The 18,124-nt window shown below is 43.6% G+C and carries 21 protein-coding genes and 1 pseudogene; 20 read left to right on the top strand and 2 right to left on the bottom strand.

The annotated features are described in order from the left end of the window. The first annotated feature begins 627 nt into the window (after positions 1-627). The 14 genes and pseudogenes from BBG47_RS20930 (at position 628) to BBG47_RS20875 (ending at position 8,275) form a co-directional block, all read left to right on the top strand. On the top strand, positions 628-1,023 hold the full coding sequence (locus tag BBG47_RS20930; protein ID WP_065293342.1) for a VOC family protein: 396 nt from the start codon (positions 628-630) through the stop codon (positions 1,021-1,023). Between the two features lie 38 nt (positions 1,024-1,061). Next, entirely contained in the window at positions 1,062-1,472 is a 411-nt protein-coding gene (locus tag BBG47_RS20925) for a VOC family protein (protein ID WP_065293341.1), read from the top strand. A gap of 19 nt (positions 1,473-1,491) precedes the next feature. Beyond that, positions 1,492-1,938, top strand: a complete 447-nt coding sequence (locus tag BBG47_RS31250; RefSeq protein ID WP_175400599.1) for a GyrI-like domain-containing protein — start codon at positions 1,492-1,494, stop codon at positions 1,936-1,938. Positions 1,939-1,947: 9 nt separating this feature from the next. Beyond that, positions 1,948-2,247, top strand: a complete 300-nt coding sequence (locus BBG47_RS31245; protein WP_175400600.1) for a VOC family protein — start codon at positions 1,948-1,950, stop codon at positions 2,245-2,247. A gap of 109 nt (positions 2,248-2,356) precedes the next feature. Continuing rightward, positions 2,357-2,755 (top strand): VOC family protein, encoded by a 399-nt coding sequence (locus BBG47_RS20910; protein ID WP_065293338.1) that lies wholly within the window; start codon positions 2,357-2,359, stop codon positions 2,753-2,755. Positions 2,756-2,790: 35 nt separating this feature from the next. Next, the gene (locus BBG47_RS20905; protein ID WP_065293337.1) at positions 2,791-3,033 is read left to right on the top strand and encodes a hypothetical protein; all 243 of its coding nucleotides are present in this window, start codon (positions 2,791-2,793) and stop codon (positions 3,031-3,033) included. Then, the gene (locus BBG47_RS20900; protein WP_065293336.1) at positions 3,011-3,208 is read left to right on the top strand and encodes an AMP-binding protein; all 198 of its coding nucleotides are present in this window, start codon (positions 3,011-3,013) and stop codon (positions 3,206-3,208) included. Before BBG47_RS20905 ends, BBG47_RS20900 begins: the two co-directional genes overlap by 23 nt. After that, entirely contained in the window at positions 3,205-3,642 is a 438-nt protein-coding gene (locus tag BBG47_RS20895; protein WP_065293335.1) for an AMP-binding protein, read from the top strand. The genes BBG47_RS20900 and BBG47_RS20895 overlap by 4 nt, the downstream gene beginning before the upstream one ends. A 23-nt stretch (positions 3,643-3,665) precedes the next feature. Beyond that, complete coding sequence (locus tag BBG47_RS29545; protein WP_175400598.1) at positions 3,666-3,827, top strand: hypothetical protein; 162 nt, start codon at positions 3,666-3,668, stop codon at positions 3,825-3,827. Continuing rightward, positions 3,803-4,633 (top strand): serine hydrolase domain-containing protein, encoded by an 831-nt coding sequence (locus tag BBG47_RS20890; protein WP_139070738.1) that lies wholly within the window; start codon positions 3,803-3,805, stop codon positions 4,631-4,633. The genes BBG47_RS29545 and BBG47_RS20890 overlap by 25 nt, the downstream gene beginning before the upstream one ends. Positions 4,634-4,690: 57 nt before the next feature. Beyond that, on the top strand, positions 4,691-5,656 hold the full coding sequence (gene sbnB, locus BBG47_RS20885; protein ID WP_065293333.1) for a 2,3-diaminopropionate biosynthesis protein SbnB: 966 nt from the start codon (positions 4,691-4,693) through the stop codon (positions 5,654-5,656). Between the two features lie 36 nt (positions 5,657-5,692). Further along, a pseudogene (locus tag BBG47_RS29085) lies at positions 5,693-6,301 on the top strand (iron-containing alcohol dehydrogenase); the annotation flags it as partial. Positions 6,302-6,978: 677 nt separating this feature from the next. Continuing rightward, positions 6,979-7,611, top strand: coding sequence for a class I SAM-dependent methyltransferase (locus tag BBG47_RS20880; protein WP_065293332.1), 633 nt, complete (start codon positions 6,979-6,981; stop codon positions 7,609-7,611). 145 nt (positions 7,612-7,756) lie between these two features. Further along, positions 7,757-8,275: a DinB family protein gene (locus BBG47_RS20875; protein WP_065293331.1), complete on the top strand. Its 519-nt coding sequence runs from the start codon at positions 7,757-7,759 to the stop codon at positions 8,273-8,275. A gap of 176 nt (positions 8,276-8,451) precedes the next feature. Here the strand turns inward: BBG47_RS20875 and BBG47_RS20870 are convergent, their stop codons facing one another. Further along, on the bottom strand, positions 8,452-9,894 hold the full coding sequence (locus BBG47_RS20870; RefSeq protein WP_065293330.1) for an MFS transporter: 1,443 nt from the start codon (positions 9,892-9,894) through the stop codon (positions 8,452-8,454). 291 nt (positions 9,895-10,185) lie between these two features. Between BBG47_RS20870 and BBG47_RS20865 the strand changes: the two genes are divergently transcribed. The 5 genes from BBG47_RS20865 to BBG47_RS20845 all read left to right on the top strand — a co-directional run bounded on the left by BBG47_RS20865 (position 10,186) and on the right by BBG47_RS20845 (position 16,053). Then, positions 10,186-10,872: an AraC family transcriptional regulator gene (locus BBG47_RS20865; protein ID WP_217492514.1), complete on the top strand. Its 687-nt coding sequence runs from the start codon at positions 10,186-10,188 to the stop codon at positions 10,870-10,872. 130 nt (positions 10,873-11,002) lie between these two features. Then, positions 11,003-12,358: an erythromycin esterase family protein gene (locus tag BBG47_RS20860; protein ID WP_065293328.1), complete on the top strand. Its 1,356-nt coding sequence runs from the start codon at positions 11,003-11,005 to the stop codon at positions 12,356-12,358. 299 nt (positions 12,359-12,657) lie between these two features. After that, positions 12,658-13,494: a polysaccharide deacetylase family protein gene (locus BBG47_RS20855; RefSeq protein WP_065293343.1), complete on the top strand. Its 837-nt coding sequence runs from the start codon at positions 12,658-12,660 to the stop codon at positions 13,492-13,494. Positions 13,495-13,573: 79 nt separating this feature from the next. Beyond that, a complete protein-coding gene (locus BBG47_RS20850) occupies positions 13,574-14,251 on the top strand; it encodes a response regulator transcription factor (protein ID WP_065293327.1) in 678 nt (225 codons plus the stop codon). Beyond that, the gene (locus tag BBG47_RS20845) at positions 14,248-16,053 is read left to right on the top strand and encodes a sensor histidine kinase (protein ID WP_065293326.1); all 1,806 of its coding nucleotides are present in this window, start codon (positions 14,248-14,250) and stop codon (positions 16,051-16,053) included. The genes BBG47_RS20850 and BBG47_RS20845 overlap by 4 nt, the downstream gene beginning before the upstream one ends. A gap of 252 nt (positions 16,054-16,305) precedes the next feature. Here BBG47_RS20845 and BBG47_RS20840 read toward each other — a convergent pair whose 3' ends face one another. Continuing rightward, the gene (locus BBG47_RS20840) at positions 16,306-16,899 is read right to left on the bottom strand and encodes a cysteine hydrolase family protein (protein WP_065293325.1); all 594 of its coding nucleotides are present in this window, start codon (positions 16,897-16,899) and stop codon (positions 16,306-16,308) included. Between the two features lie 211 nt (positions 16,900-17,110). On the opposite strand from BBG47_RS20840, the gene BBG47_RS20835 reads away from it, so the two are divergent. Further along, complete coding sequence (locus BBG47_RS20835; RefSeq protein ID WP_065293324.1) at positions 17,111-18,124, top strand: thiamine pyrophosphate-dependent dehydrogenase E1 component subunit alpha; 1,014 nt, start codon at positions 17,111-17,113, stop codon at positions 18,122-18,124.

The raw sequence follows: 18,124 nt of genomic DNA, 5'->3' as shown, positions 1-18,124 counted from the left end.
GCTGCGGGCCCCAACAAATCCTTGATTTACCCTAGGCTTTTCGAGGAAGTGAAGTCAGGCAGATAACCCTGGGAAGCAAAGTGGAAAAGCCTCTCGGCAATATTCGCCTTAAGCCTCTTGAATTCGTGAATACAAAGGCTACGCGATATTTCCGAATAAAATTCAATTGTTATATTTACAACTAGGAACGAATGTTCTATTATGTTTAATATCTAAACTAACCAGAAACCAATGATTTTGAGCACTAACTTCTGAAATCATAGTATTCACGTAACGTGCTAGCATTCGCACCCCTCGCTCTTCCAAGGCAAGTCGATGGAGAGAACTCTAGAAACCCACCAACAAGACTTCACATTAGCACACCAACACATTCTAACATGTTCCAATGGAGCCATAAGGCTGTTCGCCGTAAAACACATGAGACATTTTATGAAATTGCCGAGGAACCTAAAAATCTTAAGTATTCAGAAATGATCTTCTTGACCGTCTCGACTGAGATTGTACACCTCAAGAAAACGATATTCAAGGTAGTCCTTGCACATGTCTAACGAATATGGGGAATAAAGTCGAAATTGTAAGAACCTAAATTTTGGGAAATCGACAATGACCCTGAGAGGAGGCAATATGATGAGTGACGGGAAAATCCTTGGCATTGCATACAATGTCATTCCTGTGGCTAACATCGAGAAATCAGCAGAATGGTACGTGAAACACTTTGGATTTAACATTCGACACCAGCGGGAAGGATATTTAAGTTTGTTTAGGTACAATAGGCCTATATTAGACTTAATTCAAAGTGATAACGACACGAGAGCTGTATTCGAAATCAACAATAAGAAGAGATGGATCATAACCTTTTTCACAAATGATATTGGGTCTTTACATACCTATTTGAAATCAGAAGACGTGAAAGTCGGAAACATTAGCGATGAGGGGAAGTACGGGAAATTCTTTGTATTGGAAGATCTGGATGGCAACCTATTTGATATTTGGGAAAATCACGACTGCGAACTAAATTACTGACTTGTTAGATTTTCAACAAATCAGATGAGGTGACTTCGATGGGTGCTATTATTAGAGAAATCGGAAGTATCTTTATTCCAGTCAAAAATCTTGAAGAGTCCATTCACTGGTATGAGAGCATCTTAGGATTTCAACTAACCGTGAATTGGGGATTGGGTGCAACATTGAAACTGAATCATACTCCTACTGTATTAGGACTGATACAAGTAGATGAAAAGCAGCCGGTTACATTTAAGAACAAAGATGCATTAATCACACCTTACTATAACTTCTTAACCGAGGATGTCCACTCTGCTCATGAGTATCTGAAGAACAATGGAGTAAACGTGTTTGATATCCGTGACAATGGCGATTTTTATTTAATGGATTTTGAGGATCCGGATGGAAACTTGCTCAGTATGATAGATTTGAATCAAGATTCAAGATGGCTCAAAAGCTTTACGAAATAATTTCAAAGGAGAAATGAATATGAACCAAAACCAAGTCGAGATTGTTCACCTCCAGGAAAAAAAATTTATCGGCATTCCAGTAACATCTAGTTTTCAGAATCATGACCCAAAGAGAGTTGAAGCTACAAAAGAATCATTCTTGAATCGCAAACATGAAATCAAAAACGTAATTAATTCAAATGAATATGTGTGTCCACACTTCTCATCGGAAGTACTATTCACTTATTTTTTCTGCATGGAAGTAAGTTCCCTTGAGGATATCCCTGAAGGCATGATTGGTTTTACAACTCCGCCTCATTCCTATGCGACAACAAGAACAGAAAAAGACCCTTATGAAGAAATCCATACTTACCTTGCAAACAATGGATTTGAAAACAATTCGAAGGCTCTTGCACTCGAGGTTTATCAATTTGAAGATCCTGAATGGCCAGGAAAAGTAGATGTATTCGTTCCAGTTATCGATTAAGTAAGCAATATTGAGAACGCAAGAGATTGGTATTGCAAATTACTCGGCTTGCCGACTGATGGAGAAATATTTTTTGGACATATTTATGTGCTTCCAATGCAGGGGGAAACGAATATCGTATTAGACAGCAAGATATATTCTCCAGAACACGTATTCAACATCCCAGTTGTTCAATTCGCTGCAGATGATATTGAAGAGTCCTATGAATACATGAAATCAATTAATGTAGAATTGGTAACCGGTATTGAAAACGGACATTGGTTCAATATCAAAGACCCTGATGGGAACGTAATCATGATTTGCAAGTAAAAAGGTACATAATAGCATGTTCAGCACCCCGCCAAAGCTTTAAGCCGATGGGGAATTGTGATTACAGAAGCCTTGAAATCAATATATTTAACAAGGAGGAATACACATAATGGCAATAAAGATAAAAAACTATGCAGTTGTTTCATTGCCGGTTCGTGATCTAGAGGTTTCCGTTAGGTGGTACAATGAGGTACTCAGTATTCCGTTCACTTTCGAATACTCCCCGGGTGACCAAGAGGCTTGGCTTAACGTCGGGGGAGTCGGACTTGGGCTTATTCGATGCCCAGAGGTGCCAAAGCTGGACTTTACGAATGGCAGTGGAGAGCATCAGCCAATCATCTCGCTGGAGGTAGACAATATTCATGAAGTGTACGAGGAGTTAAAGAAGAAAGGGAACGATATCGGCGAAATGGTGTACAAGCCACAGGGCGGGTACGGCTTCACTTTCCGCGATCCGGACGGTCATATGGGGCAATTGTGGGGCGGTTGGCCAAAGGAAGAAAGCTGATTATTTTCTCACACAACAAAGAGGCGGTATTTCATATGGATGTTCCATTGGCCGATTTCGATATATTTTCCGAGGAAGAGAAGCAGATCCTCCTTATCGTTAATCAGTTGAATACAGAGTATCCATTCCATCAATCGATCAGCGAGCTTTTTGAAGCACAGGTTTCCCGTACTCCAAGTCATATTGCCGTTGTTTGCGAAGGGCGGCAAATTACTTATAAGGAATTGAGAAAGGGCAAACCAGGTTGCCTGGCACTTGCGCAGATATGGCGTAGGTGAAGATTCTGTCGTAGGCGTTATGATGGAGTCCTCTTTTGAACTGATCATCGGAATTCTGGGGATTTTGAAGGCGGGAGCTGCTTATGTCCCAATCGATACTACCTATCCGCAAGATCGTATCCATTACTTGATGCAGCATGCAGAGTGCGTAGTAGTGCTCACAAAGGGGGCATGATTAAATCTCATGCCTTTGTGAATCTAATGCATTGGTACACGCACGAATTTACATTTAGCGAATCGGATTGTGTACTGTTGATTGCTTCAATCAGTTTTGACTTGGCGCAAAAAAACTTGTATGCTCCGCTACTAACCGGTGGACGCCTTTGTCTTTTTCCAGCAGGCGTCAATGATTATGCAGGCATATCTGAAACGATCGAACGAGAGCAAGTAACTATGATCAACTGTGCGCCTAGCCTTATATATCCCTTGATCGACTTGCATGCGCCTGAGGAAGATCAAAAGGATCTTGGGCATCATTTTTCGCGTCTCCGCTCTGTCAATCGATTGTTTTTGGGAGGCGAACCAATCAATTTATTAAAATTACGACCATGGACAACGTCGCCTTCTTTCTGCGCAGAGATTATCAATACATACGGCCCAACCGAATGAACCTACAGGTGCTTCCGCTTGGGATGGTCGGTGAACTCTATATTGGAGGTGTTGGACTGGCTCGCGGATATTACCGGGCGAAAGAGCAGACGATGGAGAAGTTTTTAGATAGTCCAGTATCCGGCAGCTGCTCAGCCATACGGGCGGCGGTTATCTTATATTGCAGCAGTTGCTTGAAGATGTGACGTGCATGCCATTCTCGGAATTAATGAAGCAGTTAGTACTTGAACCACTTCAGATGACGGACATCTCCTTCGAACAGCCACTATCACCGTCAAATTATAGTCGGGCGGCTTCCGGCCATTATATGGTTGGCGGCGAGAAGGTTAGCGGGTCTTGGCATGTATATCCAGAACTAGCGGCGGCCGGATTATGGAGCACACCGACTGATTTAGCAAAATTTATCATCGCTATCCAGGAAGCAATAATCGGCAAGTCGGATGTATTCCTGAGAAACTCCTCCGTGAACGAGATGATGAAACCGTACCGAGATCTATACACGGGGCTAGGTTTTGCGTTAGGCGGACAGGATGAGTATCATCGTTTTGGACAGCAAGGTATTAATGAAGGATACTGCAGCCGCTTTGTTGGCTACAGCAAGCTTGGATACGGGGCAGTTGTGATGGTAAATACAGATCACAGTTTACCGATCATACGAAATATCCTTTCGGCTATTGCCGAAGAGTATCATTGGCCGAACTACTATCCGGGCCAAAAAATGGCCATTGAGGTATCTCCAAGCGCCTTCACAGATTTTGTTGGAGAGTACGAACTGCATAGTGATTACAAACTGGTAATTGATAGTGATGGAACGAAGCTACTTATTAGTGGGCAAGATCAATCCAAGTTTGAATTGTTTCCGCTCTCAGAGTTATCATATTTTGCCAAAGCGGTAGAGATTGAAATTGAATTCATTAAGGTCGAAGAGTGCGTAATCGGAGTTCTATGCTCGCAGGACGGCGTTCAGCAATTTGGGAAAAAGCTTAGATAGTCACTATTTTAACTGCGTGCCGGTCAAAGGCCGTACAAATGACGGGAGGTTCTCTATATGCTGTATTTGAATCATGCTGATATTTTGGATCTCGGTGTGGATTGGGATGCCAATATTGATGTCATCGAACATGCGGTTCGTTGCATCGCGAATGAGGAATACTCGCAACCGATTAAACCTTATTTGCGATTCCAGAATCAAGCCAACCGCATCATTGCGATGCCTGCCTACGCAGGCGGCGCATTTCAGATCGCGGGAATAAAGTGGATTGCCAGTTTTCCAGATAATATACAAAAAGGATTGCCTCGAGCAAATTCGGTAACGATCCTTAACGACGCGGAAACGGGTGTACCGATAGCAACTATCAATACTTCGCTGATAAGCGTCATACGCACATCAGCCGTATCAGGCTTAATCGTGAAATACTATGAAAATACGAAACGGCTGGAAAATATTCAAGCAGGCATTGTAGGATTTGGCCCGATCGGTAAATTTCATTTGAAGATGTTATGCTCATTGCTCGGAGAGCGCTTAAGCAAAATATATATTTACGATGTGGCAGGAGTTCAACCAGAGGAAATTTCGCATTTAGAGGGGAAAGTGGAGATTTGCAAGAGCTGGGAAGACGCCTATGTAAACTCGGATATATTTATCACGTGCACGGTGTCCAAATCTGGTTATATAGATCGAAAACCTAAGGACAATGCTCTTATTCTGAATGTATCCTTACGGGATTTTAGGCCTGAAATTCTGAATCACACGAAATCCATTATAGTCGATAACTGGGAAGAGGTTTGTCGGGAAAATACGGATATCCTGCACATGAATGAACAAATGGGATTGCAAAAAGAGCACACGAAATCCATTGTGGACATTGTGCTGGAAAATGAACTAAAACAACGAAGACCAAACGATGCTATCATGTTTAATCCTATGGGCATGGCGATATTCGATATCGCCATGGCCCATCACTACCATAAGCTGGCTATGAACCGAGGGATAGGAACCCTCTTGAGCAGCTAGAAATGAGACAATGCTACAATTAAGGAGGAAGACGCGAAAGCAGTCGCGGTAGGAGCCAAATACGAGGGAGATTTCTGGGATATCGTTATCCACAAAGGAGTACCTGGAGACGCATTGCCTTTGGGTACAGTGCTGACGATTGCCGCCACCGGCTCGGAAATGAACGGACTCTCCGTCATCACCAATTGGGAAATACAGGAAAAGCTTGGCTGGTCTGTTTAGCAGCACGCTGGCCTTAAATGGAACCCTCGCCATAGGCACCACGGGCGATTGGGCTTCTCATTCTCTTGAGCATGCGTATCGGCAGTTCACGACATTCCGCATGGCGGAGGTCTTGCTATCTTGTTTCCAAACTGGATGACGTACTCGCTAGATGCCAACATTGGGCGATTCAAACAATTCGCAGAACGTGTTTTTAACATCAATCCTGAAGGCAAAAACGATCAACAAGTTGCTTAAGAAAGCATCGCCGCACTTAGGGAATTCTTTGTATCCCTTTCTGCACCAAGCAGATTAGCGGATTATGGCATCGACGATTCAACGATTGAATTAATGGCGGATAAAGCAATGATATATGGTGATATAGGAAACTTTAAGAAATTGAGCCGCTCCGATGTCTTGCATATATACCGGATGTCGCTATAAGAGAACATTAATTCATATTACCGATCCTACTCCTTCCAAGTAAAGGGAGCCAGGATCGGTTTTTATTATGTGTCTGGAGTATGGGAATATGTAGTGATGCCTCACTAATCATCAGCGTTGCTCTATGTTGCAGGGTATGACATGCATTTCAATTCGGGATAATTAACGCAGTTTAATATCGGTTGGATTGCCAAGGTGGACAAGGAGCAAGGTGAGCAGTATTTCAATTTCAAGATGCGACGAAATTCTAATCTGGTTCCGTGAACCACATCGTGTCAACCGTATACATATGACTAAGGGCGTGGCCAATAGTAGGAAAAGGGGTGTTCACTTTTTGACTTAGATCCTCGATTCTCTTTTGGAGCGGTTGAATAGGGAAAATTGACTTACGTACTTCGCATCTGTACAATAATAGATAAATGGGATCTATAATATCTTTTGAAATTGTCCTCTTTCTTTTCAATATGATGACACAAGCAAAACCTATTTTAGAGCGCATCTGCAGAACAAAAAAGTTACTAAAGTAACCCAATATGCTTGCAATTAATGAAGTAAAGTAACACTCACTTCATCAGAGATGTTTTTTTATAGTCTATTTACAGATATAAGATATCTACAATATATATTATATGCTTTTGTATTATATCGCATTTGAAACCATCACAGAGGAGAAAGCTATGACAGAATTCTGGGAAGCAAGCTTTATTGAGAAACAAATGATGTGGGGATTGGAACCTTCCGACTCTGCTTTTATGGCAAAGGACTTTTTCCTCGAGAAGAAAGTGAAGGACGTATTGATACCTGGTTTTGGTTACGGAAGAAATGCAAAGATATTCTCAGATAACGGAATGCATGTGACAGGTATTGAGATATCAAAAACAGCAATTGATTTAGCTAGGAAAAACGGGGTAAATGCTACTATTTATCATGGTTCAGTGACGAATATGCCATTTGATAACAAGCGATATGATGCGATATTCTGCTACGCCCTGATTCATTTACTGAACCGTCGTGAACGGGAAAAATTGATTCAAGATTGCTACAATCAGTTACAACCCGATGGATACATGATGTTTACTGCTGTTACAAAAAAGGCTCCCATGTATGGCAAAGGCAGAGAACTGAGTAAAGATCGATTTGAGATTATGGAAGGCGTCAAAATGTTCTACTATGATTCGAATTCAGTAAGACGAGAATTTGAGAAGTATGGATTAATCGAGTTCTCAGAGATTGACGAGCCCAATAAAAATATGAAAGATAAGCCTACTATGAATTTTGTAATTATAACATGTAAAAAGGGAGCTATCTAAACTTTAAATCCGCTCGGTAATAGTCATAAATGCTGTGTTTCCAAATACCCTACAGCTGGTCTTGTAAATTTTGAGCTGCCCGCATAGCAAGTACCACATAATGGGGGGATATGATATAATTTTTGGAAAAGGAGCGTGGGGAAACATGTTAACACAGCCACTTCCGTCAGAGTATGGGGAAGCTTTTGCAAATTACATTAGCCAGGTGCCAGCAGGGGATTTGCAGGAGATGCTAGCTGAGCAGCTAGAGCAAATGACGAAATTAATTTCGAACCTCTCGAAGGAGCAAGGGGAATATCGCTATGCGCCGGGCAAATGGTCTATTAAGGAAGTGCTCGGTCATATTGCTGACACGGAACGCGTCATGGCGTACCGGCTGTTGCGCATTGCGAGAGGGGATCAGACACCTCTGCCAGGATTCGATGAGGGTCTATTCATGAGTGGCTCCACTTTCGATTCAATGCCAATGTCCGAGCTGCTGGAAGACTACCAAGCCGTCCGTCATGCAACGTTGACGCTGCTGCGCGGTCTCACCGATGAAGCTGCGCTTCGCACAGGTACCACGAACAACATGACGATATCGGCGCGTGCGCTTGCTTATACGATCGCGGGGCATGAGCTGCATCATTTGCATGTGCTGAAGGAACGTTATTTGGGAGAATAGAGGATTGATGGGAAGAAAGAGGTAATGAAAAGACTCATTACTATGGATATCGAAGCCGCAAGGATTATTCCTTGCGGCTTATTCGTGTTCTAAGAATGAAACTTCGAACAAACTCTAAGAAGTCTGCCGTTGGTTTCATTACGGGTTCATGACATACACTAGTGATGTATTCACTATCAATCGGCTCTATTACTACGAAGTAATAACGATATCAAGGCGGATATGCCGCAGATTACGCCTGCCGCAAGGAATGCACTATGGTAACCAGCTAGCTGTGCCACTACGGCAGTACTCCCAGATTCTACATGTAGCGTGGTCACCGTATGAGAGAGTGTCACGAGTATGGCTATACCAAGCGCGCCACCAAGTTGACGTGCTGTATTTTGCAAACCGGAAGCAAGGCCTGTATCCTGTGCCGGAATGCCCGCAAGCACAGCTTGGATGGCGGTCATTAACATCAAGCCTAGTCCTGATCCAACAAGTAAACTTGGAAACAAGAACTCAGAGATATAGTCTGGATGAGCCGGCAGCCAATTGAACCAGACAAATCCTGCAGCGGCCAAGAGACCACCCAGAAATGGAAGCCTTTTAAAGCCAGCGGCACGAAGTGGCCGGGATATAATCGAAGAAATAGCAAGCATGGCCGCCATAGGCAGCAGCGCTAATCCCGTTTGCAGCGGACTGTATCCGCTGATTTGCTGTAAGCTAAGTGATGAAAATAACACATTGGCTGTTAGAGCTCCGCCAAGTCCAAGTACCATGAAAATGCCAATCCGTACATTCCAGTGGCGGAAAATGCTTAAACGAATTAAAGGCGCAGCTGTGTTCTTTTCAATAGCGATGAACATCAGCAATAGCACAAGCGCACCGGCTAACGAGCACAGAACAACTGGAGATTTCCAACCCCGTTCAAGCGTTTGTGTGATTCCAAAAATAAAGGCCGTCAGAGCAAGCGTAATTGCTGCAGCTCCTGGTATATCCAGCTTGGCGGGACTATTTTCTTTCGACTGTGGAAGTAGGCAAATGGCAACCATACCGCTGAGCACAACCCCGATTGGAACATTAACAAACATTACCCAACGCCAGTTGATTAAGCTCGTTAGAACACCGCCAATCATTACTCCGAACGCAGATGCAATAGAGGAAGAGGCTGCCCATAACGATATCGCCCGATCTTGCTTGGCACCTCTCGGATATGCAGCAACGATTACGGTTAGTGTAGATGTGGCGAGCACAGAGCCTCCCAGTCCTTGTACAGCACGTGCCGCTAATAACATGGGGCCTGTTGTTGCAAGTCCGCCGGCGAGGCTGGCTAACGTAAATAGGATAAGTCCAGACTGAAGTATTACTCTTCTGCCATAAATGTCGCTGGCACGTGCCGCAAGCAGCATAAAACCGCCTAATGTCAGCAAATAGGCATCAATTACCCATTGCTGTTCAGCAACAGAAAGGCCCAGATCCGTTTGCATGGCCGGCAAAGCAACATTAACAATCGAGCTGTCCATGACGACCATAAAGGCGCATAAACAAGCAACTAATGCGGCAACCCATGCAGGTATGCCTTTTTTCAGTGGTGACGACACGATTGGGGTAGACAAATTCACAGAATTAGATGACATCGAGATCCCTCCATAAAAATATGCTGGTGAATTCAATCAATTAGACATGGTCTGTTCTATATTTTAGAATAGGAATAACGATGTACGATAACGCTAATTGGACAAAAAATAACGAGAAATGGCCAAAAAAAGGGGCGTTGCAAACTGAACTCAGAAGAGGTAGATAAGAGTGATTGGCTGGAAGGGCCTTCATTAATTGCCTTTTGGGGCAATGATGATTCCGACAACCCTTTCCGGCTTGGAACACGTGAATACGATTGGCACAGGCATCGGCGAGGGCAGTTTTTTTGTGTGGAAAGCGGGCTAATCCATGTGCGAACTGCAACCGGTTCCTGGTTGCTGCCTCCCCGCCGTGCAGGGTGGATTCCGCCGGATGTAGCGCATAAGGTCACAGTTAGTGGAGCCATGAGCGGCTGGAGCTTACTGCTTACACCTGAAATCAGCAGAGACTTATCACATACTCCGTGTGTCATCAATGTAAGTGAGCTCATGCGTGCGCTTGTGCAGCGAACGGTGTCGTGGAGGGATCAAGAAATCCTGGAACCTCATCAAGAAAGAATAATCGCGGTTTTGCTCGATGAGATTAAAATCGCTCCTCTTGAGCCATTACATTTGCCCTTACCGGTTGATCCGCGCCTTTTGCGCATAACGGACGCGATCCTGCAGCAGCCCGAAGATAATCGTACGCTTAACGAATGGGCCGTTTGGGCAGCATTATCTCCACGTACATTGCGCCGCTTAATATTGGCAGAAACCGGGTTGACCTTTGCGCAGTGGCGCCAACAGGCTCGTCTCACGCTTGCATTGGAAATGCTGGCGCAAGGGGATTCTGTAGGGATGGTAGCTGATGCGCTTGGCTATGGAACTCCGAGCAGCTTTATTGCGATGTTCCGCCGCGCATTCGGTGATTCTCCATCGCATTATTTGGCGGTCAGACGCGAATTGAAACATAACCTTCCACATACTCCTAATCACTGAATGGGGTATACGGACGGAAAATAACTAGAATTGTATTCTATCTTTATACTTTCCTTAGAATTCGCTGTTACGATGACTTTGCAAACAAAAGAGTAACGAGAATGAATTTCTAAGGAGGAGTATTTTCATCATGCAAGCAGTACAACGATTAAAAGGATTGATAGCTCTAGGTATGGCGTTTACGCTCGTTCTATCCCCGTTCAATGCCTCAGCGGCAGCGCAAAAGAATGACGGAGTGAAGGAAAATATACGGGAGATTACATCGACAACGTCATCGAATTATAAAGATTTAGAGTTTCTGAAGCCGATCTTGAAGGATAAGACGGTCGTCAGTCTCGGTGAGAACTTCCACCGTGTTGCGGAATACAGCAGCATGAAGACAAGATTGATTAAGTATTTGCACGAAGAGCTGGGTTATGACGTGATTGCATTTGAATCCGGACTTGGGGATGCCTTCATGACGAACGAGAATGCCCGCAACTTGACCCCGAAAGAGATGATGCAGCATTCGATATTCCCAATCTGGCACTCCAAGGAGACGCTGAATCTATTCGAATACATCAAGAAACAGCAGGGAACCAACAACCCGCTCCATCTCGCTGGTTATGACATGCAATTCACTTCGGGCTATCTCACACAGTTTATTGCCGGTTGGATTGCCAAGGTGGACAAGGAACAAGGTCAGCAGTATTTCAACTTCGAGATGCAAGCAATGACGGATTTGTATAAGGTGTTTAATGAATATGGCATGGAAGACGGCCATCCAGAGGCAAAGGCAGCTGTTAAGAAGGTAAAGGAAACGTACGAGCCTAAATACAACGCCTTGATCCAATTCATCCAAGAGCACAAGAAGGAGCTCACAGCGGCTTATCCAGCCAACCCGCATATGGTGGATATTGCGATCAAGACGCTCGGAGATCGAGTGAAGTTCATCGAGATGGGGATGTATAACACGAAGGAAAGCTATGAATTCCGCGACCGGATTATGGCTGACAACGTCGAATGGCTAATGAAGGTGATGTATCCCGGCAAAAAAGTGATTCTATGGGCACATAACGATCATTTGGCGAAGAATACATCTAAGATTCAGACCAAAGAGCAAGGAAAATGGATCGGCAGCTTCACCAGCATGGGCGAACTGCTCCATAAGAAGCTGAAGGATAAAGCTTATGTAGTCGGGCTCTATATGAACAGCGGCAAGGCAAGCACCATTACGACGCAGAAGCTCTTCGATATAAAGCCAATGCAGAAGGGAAGTCTGGAAGAGTTGATGATGCGTAGCGGGTATAAAATTGCATTTGCCGATCTATCCAAGCAAAAGTCCCCGAAGCAGAGCAACTCATGGATGTTCAAGCCGATCTATGCAGCGGAGGATGGCATGACATCCGAGATTATTGAGCCGATGTCAATGCGATTCGTTCCAAGAGAACAGTTCGACGGTATCATTGTCTTCGATCAAGTGAAGGAACCAACAACGAAATACTAATCTTATTCCATTGGAGAATTAATCGTTCCCCCTGTCGGTGACACCGCGCGTGTTGCTGCAGGGGGATTTTTGATGTCGGGCTTCGTTCTCAAGCCTCGTTAATCGAAGAAGAAGTAACCAATTAGTTGACTGACCTCATTACACGATAAATATAAATGTACAGTCTATTCTTTAAATATTATCGACATGATCTGCATCTTATCTTTATCTTTCTACATTAATCTATCACTTGTAAAAAGAAGAAATAGACATGAATGTATTCATCTCAACAAGTGAATGACAGAGAAAGGATCGATAACATGAGATCATCACGACACGGCAGAAGTAATAAACGCTTAATTATGAAAACAGGATTTTCAATAGGGATTGTCCTAGCAGTATCTTTTCTAATATTCCTTAATAATGGAAAATTATTCTCTACTGCAGCTGAGAGAGTCAAAGATGTTAGCCAAAATGCTGTACAACAGCAAAATAAGAGACCCTTACAGCCAACACAACACAAAAAGCTAGACGGTAAACCGAAGGGAAAGGTAGTCTACCTCACTTTTGACGATGGGCCAAGTTCATTAACGGGGCAATTTCTAGATGTATTGCAAGAGCACAATGTAAAAGCAACCTTTTTCATGCAAGGAAGTAATCTAAAAAATACGGGGTACCAAGATAATGTCAAAAGAGCCGTAGAAGAAGGTCATTATGTTGGAGCCCATAGTATGACGCATGATGCTATCAAATTATATGACAATAAACAATTTGTCCCCGAAATGCTAGAAACATTACATTTGATCCGCAATATTACCGGTACGAATCCGAAATTGACACGTCCTCCATATGGCTCTGCACCAGGCTTAAAAGGAGAACAAATTCGTGATCAAATCGCAGATGCAGGTATTAAAATATGGGACTGGACGATTGACTCGTATGATTGGAAGTTAAAAGATAACCCAAGTAAGATTGTCGAAAATGTAAAAAAACAAACGACGGAGGATTTGGAAGTTGTCCTTATGCACGAGAAGCAGCAAACCTTACAGGTGCTGCCGGAAATCATTGAATTTTATAAAGAAAAGGGATATGAGTTCGCAGTATACCATGACGAAGAACATTTTCGTCTTAACTTCCAAAAGGATGACCGTTTATAACATCCACGTGTAGGTAATGATATTTATGCATGGAGTCCCCCTTAAAAAGGGGGAATTTTTCATATAATGAGGGGTAATCATGGTAAAATCAATTTTAATTGTGGAAGACGAACAAATTTTACGAGAAATTATGAAAGACTACTTTCTTAACGAAGGATATATCGTTTTGGAAGCCGGCGACGGGAGAGAAGCATTATCAATCTTTCAGGAAAATGAAGTGAATCTGCTTATTCTTGATATTATGCTGCCAGAAATAGATGGCTGGTCTGTATGTCAACGGATTCGCAAAACATCGAGTGTCCCTATTATTATGCTTACCGCCCGCGTGGATGAAGAAGATACACTGCTTGGTTTCGAACTGGGAGCAGATGACTACGTGACTAAGCCCTACAGTCCTAAAATTTTGTTGGCACGAGCAAAGAGACTGCTGGAAAACCGGCATATGCAAGAACCAGAAAGTTCAATCATCTCCAGCAGCGGCATTACGGTCTCCCTGTCTTCTCGTACGGTTACGGTAGATGGAATCCACATCAACTTAACACATACGGAATTCGAAATATTAACATACTTAATGAATCATAAAGGAATGATTATGACGCGCGAACAATTGATAACAAAAATATGGGGCTATGACTTCGCAGGCGACGATCGGACGGTCAACAGCCATATTCGCAACCTTCGCCACAAATTAGGGGACAAATCCAAATGCATCGTTACGGTTGTTCGCTCCGGATATAAATTTGAGGAATTGTTATGAAGAGAGGCATTGTTTTCAAATTATTTGTATTAACAACAGCATTATGTGTGTTGATTCTTGCTACCATCTTTATTGGTCAGACCGTATTTTTCAAGCTATATTACGTCCATCAAAAGGTAGAAAATGTTCAAGCGAGCCTTCATGCATTTGCTAAACAATATGTAAACCGTGACGACGCCGTAGCGATCGAAAGGCTGGAACAAGAGTTCTACCGTGAGCACAATACTTGGGTGACTGTATTGGATCAATTCGGAAATGTAAAGGAGAGCGCTGAGAATTCAATCGAAATAAAGATAAGAGATAGATCATATGAAACATTTGCAGGCAAATCCATTACGATCCCTTTATACAGCTTTGTAAACATTGAGGATATCCGTCAGGGGAACGAATTTCTACGTGCAGGGAATGATGTCATTATTCAAGCACTTAGGAAGGGATCGAACATCGTTCCTTATCGAATCAGCATATTAAACACCGGAGTTACGTGGGAAAATAATCAGATTGCAAAAAAGGAACACGAGATCCTGCCATCCAATAATAGAGCAGAAGAATGGAATGATGAGAGGTTTCCTTCCCTTTACCTATTTGGATCGATTGCGAAAACGACACTTCCAACAAAAAATGAAGCTTCGCGGTTCATTTATACGAACCACTTATTTTTGGATAGAATCAAAGCGTTTCAAGCGGAATTGTTGTTAAATAATGAGGAAGAGGCAGCCGCCACTTTAGAGACAACGTACGAGGAAAATGATATCAAATATAAACAGTTTGTTACTCCCATAAAAGACAAAGACGGCAAGCCCGCTTTTATTTTTGCAACGGCCTCCCTGCAGCCAGTCGATGAAGCAATACGGATGATTCAGGATTATTATGTATATCTCATCGTATTTGTCTTGGTGCTTATACTGTTGACTTCGTTCTATTATTCCAAGGGTATTGCAAGGCCTCTATTGCAAATCAATCATATGACAAAGAAAATAGCGGATCTGGACTTTTCTGAAAAGATTCCCATCACGTCCAAAGATGAGATCGGGGATCTGTCCCGGAATATCAATGAATTATCGGATACCTTGCATTCCTATATCCAGAAGCTCCAGCAGGATATTGAAAAAGAAAAACAGTTGGAATTTACGCGAAAGGAATTTATCTCAGGGGTGTCGCATGAATTGAAAACCCCACTGAGTGTCATCCAGAGCTGTCTGTCGATTTTGAAAGATGGCGTGGCCAACCATAAGCGGGATTATTACTTTGCTGCCATGGAAAATGAAGTGAAGCGGATGGATCTTCTCATCGTAGACATGCTGGAGTTAGCAAAATATGAATCGGGTACTTACAAAATGATGCTGGACACCTTCCGAATTGATGCCGTCATCGAGCAATCATGCGAAAAGCTGCATGCCGAAATTGCAAACAAGCAATTGAGTCTAAATGTATCACTTGCTCAGATTGAAGTCGTGGCCAATAAGCTTCGAATCGAGCAGGTTATTGTTAACTTTATCAACAATGCTATTCGTTACACTCCAGAGGGATATTCCATTAATATTTCCATGATTGAGGAGCAGGAAATCGTTAAGGTATGCATCGAGAATACAGGCGTCCATATTCCGCCAGCACAGATAGAAAAAATATGGGATCGCTTTTATCGTGGGGAAGCTTCCCGTCATCGTGCTACTGGAGGAACGGGCCTCGGACTCGCCATTTCCAAAAAGATTCTGGAACTGCACGATGTTCCTTATGGTGCAAGGAATACGCCGAATGGCGTCCTCTTCTTTTTTCACTTGAAGAAAGCAACTTATAAATGAGCCTCTACCAAGATTATCACGCCGATGTTGATGAAATTTGTTCCGAGAGAGCAGTTCGACGGTATCCATAACGAACTGATTGCAGAGGCTGCTAAAGTTACAATGAATGCTCTCCAGTGATACCTTTCTGTCCATTCCCTTATAAAAGGCTATCTATTATGGTGGCACCTCATCGTATCAGACTAAAAACGCACAGCGCCGACAAAGGCGCTGTGTTTTTATTTTCACATGGTTCCTGTCGAACATACATTTCTAGAGTAGGATCAAATCCGTCTTCGTCAATACGGCTCGGTTCCGTGTTCCCGGACTATTCAGCATATGCCATGCTGTGTATTGTTCAGCATACGGATTGGCAGCAGACATTCCGTCGACTGGAATTACTACATCATATCCACGGAATGCTGCAGCAGTAGCTGTGTGGAGAACCGCTCCATTTGCCGCGTAACCCGTTACAATAACCGTTCGAATATGATTCTTCTGCAAAATCTGCTCTAACTCCGTGTTATAGAATTTATCTACGTTTGATTTCACGACCGGCTCGTTCATCGCCGGGCGCAGTAGTTGAGTAATGTCTGATGCATTTCCTGTATGTGTAAGACTATAGACAACCAACATCCCTGCCTTGCGTGCTTCCGTCAATAAGTAATTAATTCTAGGAATGGATGCAACACAGCGTGGATTGTTACATATCGAATCCTCCATATCCAAGATGAGGAGTGCGGTACTTGTCGGATCAATGGAGACCGCTTTTAACTCTGGGGCTGGTGGGGGAATCACCTTACTCCATTCGTCGATGATCGTATGATCAGTTCGCCAATTGCCGCATAAGGGACAACGATACCTCATAATAACCCTCCAAAATGCTTCTTTCCATTAGCCTATGTAACTGATTAGAAAATGTGTAGGACGTAAATAAGGTGAGCCCATAACCAAATCAAATGGCTATATTTTTTTTGCATCGTTACTATGCAGTATATGTATTTCACGATTGGAACGATGGTTAATAAAATAAAGGAAACCGCAGTATGCAGCGGCACAATTGTCGGAGGGATACGATATGAATAACACCGAATTTGGTCAAGTCCAGAACCGGCACCAAGCACTGGGGTTATCAGATCAGCAGGTTCTTGACATGTATCAGCATATGGTTTTGGCGCGAAAAATAGATGAACGGATGTGGCTGCTCAATCGCGCGGGAAAGATCCCTTTTCTCGTTTCATGCCAAGGTCATGAAGCAGCTCAGGTAGGGGCGGCATATGCGCTGGATCCAACGAGAGATTTTCTGTGTCCCTATTATCGGGACATGGGTATGGTCGTTGCTTTCGGGCTGACAGCACGGGAATTAATGCTTTCCGCTTTCGCTAAGTCAGAAGATCCAACGAGCGGCGGACGCCAAATGCCAGGTCATTACGGGAGCAAAAGCCGGAATATTCTTTCGGGCTCTAGTGTCGTGTCGAGCCAAATTCCGCACGCAGTTGGAATCGCTTTATCTGGAAAAATGCAAGGAAAAAGGCTAGTTGCATTAACGGCCTTCGGGGACGGCGGCAGCAACCAAGGGGAGTTTCACGAAGCGGCTAACTATGCTGGGGTGCACAAGCTGCCTGTCATTTTCATGTGTGAGAACAACAAGTACGCCATATCGGTTCCGTTCTCCAAGCAGGCGGCATGCGAAAGCATCGCGGACCGGGCAAAGGGATATGGGTTTCCCGGCATCAGTGTGGATGGAAATGATCTATTAGAAGTATACAAAGTCACGAAAGAGGCGGCCGATCGGGCAAGAAGAGGTGAAGGGCCAACGCTTATCGAGGCGGTGCTCTATCGTTTAGTCCCGCATTCAAGCGACGATGATGATCGAACCTACCGTTCCCGTGAAGAAGTGGAAGAAGCCAAGAAGCGGGATCCGCTCATAACCTTCAGCAATTATCTGAAAGCATCGGGGCTATTAGATGAACATAAAGACATGGAGATCCATGAACGGTTACGCATGGAGGTCGATGAGGCCACGGAATATGCGGAGAATGCCCCGGATTCAGCTCCGGAAGATGCCCTTAAGCACGTTTATGCAGAATAG

Source organism: Paenibacillus sp. KS1 (genome assembly GCF_001680695.1).
GTDB lineage: Bacteria > Bacillota > Bacilli > Paenibacillales > Paenibacillaceae > Paenibacillus_B > Paenibacillus_B suaedae.
This window is presented reverse-complemented; position numbering and strand designations above follow the sequence as displayed.

Excerpts from the sequence above, each read along its gene's own strand:
- BBG47_RS20925 (WP_065293341.1), top strand. The coding sequence starts at position 1,062 with ATGGGTGCTATTATTAGAGAAATCGGAAGTATCTTTATTCCAGTCAAA.
- BBG47_RS29545 (WP_175400598.1), top strand. The coding sequence starts at position 3,666 with ATGGTCGGTGAACTCTATATTGGAGGTGTTGGACTGGCTCGCGGATAT.
- BBG47_RS20905 (WP_065293337.1), top strand. The coding sequence starts at position 2,791 with ATGGATGTTCCATTGGCCGATTTCGATATATTTTCCGAGGAAGAGAAG.
- BBG47_RS20840 (WP_065293325.1), bottom strand. The coding sequence starts at position 16,899 with ATGAGGTATCGTTGTCCCTTATGCGGCAATTGGCGAACTGATCATACG.
- BBG47_RS20855 (WP_065293343.1), top strand. The coding sequence starts at position 12,658 with ATGAGATCATCACGACACGGCAGAAGTAATAAACGCTTAATTATGAAA.
- BBG47_RS20850 (WP_065293327.1), top strand. The coding sequence starts at position 13,574 with ATGGTAAAATCAATTTTAATTGTGGAAGACGAACAAATTTTACGAGAA.
- BBG47_RS20860 (WP_065293328.1), top strand. The coding sequence starts at position 11,003 with ATGCAAGCAGTACAACGATTAAAAGGATTGATAGCTCTAGGTATGGCG.
- BBG47_RS20835 (WP_065293324.1), top strand. The coding sequence starts at position 17,111 with ATGAATAACACCGAATTTGGTCAAGTCCAGAACCGGCACCAAGCACTG.
- BBG47_RS20930 (WP_065293342.1), top strand. The coding sequence starts at position 628 with ATGAGTGACGGGAAAATCCTTGGCATTGCATACAATGTCATTCCTGTG.
- BBG47_RS20845 (WP_065293326.1), top strand. The coding sequence starts at position 14,248 with ATGAAGAGAGGCATTGTTTTCAAATTATTTGTATTAACAACAGCATTA.
- BBG47_RS20895 (WP_065293335.1), top strand. The coding sequence starts at position 3,205 with ATGATTAAATCTCATGCCTTTGTGAATCTAATGCATTGGTACACGCAC.
- BBG47_RS20875 (WP_065293331.1), top strand. The coding sequence starts at position 7,757 with ATGTTAACACAGCCACTTCCGTCAGAGTATGGGGAAGCTTTTGCAAAT.
- BBG47_RS20880 (WP_065293332.1), top strand. The coding sequence starts at position 6,979 with ATGACAGAATTCTGGGAAGCAAGCTTTATTGAGAAACAAATGATGTGG.
- BBG47_RS31250 (WP_175400599.1), top strand. The coding sequence starts at position 1,492 with ATGAACCAAAACCAAGTCGAGATTGTTCACCTCCAGGAAAAAAAATTT.
- BBG47_RS20870 (WP_065293330.1), bottom strand. The coding sequence starts at position 9,894 with ATGTCATCTAATTCTGTGAATTTGTCTACCCCAATCGTGTCGTCACCA.
- BBG47_RS20910 (WP_065293338.1), top strand. The coding sequence starts at position 2,357 with ATGGCAATAAAGATAAAAAACTATGCAGTTGTTTCATTGCCGGTTCGT.
- sbnB (WP_065293333.1), top strand. The coding sequence starts at position 4,691 with ATGCTGTATTTGAATCATGCTGATATTTTGGATCTCGGTGTGGATTGG.